We start from the raw sequence: 1326 nt of genomic DNA, 5'->3' as shown, positions 1-1326 counted from the left end.
CGTGATACCCGTAGCTTCGGTGTATGGTTTGAGCCCCGTTACATCTTCCGCGCAGGCCGACTCGACTAGTGAGCTATTACGCTTTCTTTAAAGGGTGGCTGCTTCTAAGCCAACCTCCTAGCTGTCTAAGCCTTCCCACATCGTTTCCCACTTAACCATAACTTTGGGACCTTAGCTGACGGTCTGGGTTGTTTCCCTTTTCACGACGGACGTTAGCACCCGCCGTGTGTCTCCCATGCTCGGCACTTGTAGGTATTCGGAGTTTGCATCGGTTTGGTAAGTCGGGATGACCCCCTAGCCGAAACAGTGCTCTACCCCCTACAGTGATACATGAGGCGCTACCTAAATAGCTTTCGAGGAGAACCAGCTATCTCCGAGCTTGATTAGCCTTTCACTCCGATCCACAGGTCATCCGCTAACTTTTCAACGGTAGTCGGTTCGGTCCTCCAGTCAGTGTTACCTAACCTTCAACCTGCCCATGGATAGATCGCCCGGTTTCGGGTCTATTCCCAGCGACTAGACGCCCTATTAAGACTCGCTTTCGCTACGCCTCCCCTATTCGGTTAAGCTCGCCACTGAAAATAAGTCGCTGACCCATTATACAAAAGGTACGCAGTCACCCAACAAAGTGGGCTCCCACTGCTTGTACGCATACGGTTTCAGGATCTATTTCACTCCCCTCTCCGGGGTTCTTTTCGCCTTTCCCTCACGGTACTAGTTCACTATCGGTCAGTCAGTAGTATTTAGCCTTGGAGGATGGTCCCCCCATATTCAGACAAAGTTTCTCGTGCTCCGTCCTACTCGATTTCACTTCTAAGATCCTTTCGCGTACAGGGCTATCACCCACTATGGCCGCACTTTCCAGAGCGTTCCGCTAAAATCAAAGAAGCTTAAGGGCTAGTCCCCGTTCGCTCGCCACTACTAAGGGAATCTCGGTTGATTTCTTTTCCTCAGGGTACTTAGATGTTTCAGTTCCCCTGGTTCGCCTCTTGCACCTATGTATTCAGTACAAGATAACCATCTTATGATGGCTGGGTTCCCCCATTCAGACATCTCCGGATCACAGTCTGTTTGCCGACTCCCCGAAGCTTTTCGCAGGCTACCACGTCTTTCATCGCCTCTGACTGCCAAGGCATCCACCGTATGCGCTTCTTCACTTGACCATATAACCCCAAGCAATCTGGTTATACTGTGAAGACGACATTCGCCGAAAATTCGATCTTGCTCAAAGAGCAACTCACAAATTTTACCTTAGCCTGATCCGTTACCAGTGAAAGTAACGTCCAGTCTATCTTTCTATCACATACCCAAATTTTTAAAGAACGA

Annotated in this window: 1 rRNA gene; it reads right to left on the bottom strand. The window is 49.7% G+C overall.

Annotated elements, in window-relative coordinates:
• A 23S ribosomal RNA gene (locus BM300_RS29790) occupies positions 1–1163 on the bottom strand; the annotation flags it as partial.
• Between the last annotated feature and the right edge of the window lie 163 nt (positions 1164–1326).

The organism is Pseudomonas sp. NFACC46-3 (assembly GCF_900114515.1).
GTDB lineage: Bacteria > Pseudomonadota > Gammaproteobacteria > Pseudomonadales > Pseudomonadaceae > Aquipseudomonas > Aquipseudomonas fluorescens_Q.
The sequence above is the reverse complement of the archived record's forward strand: the minus strand, read 5'-3'. Positions and strand labels throughout refer to the sequence as shown.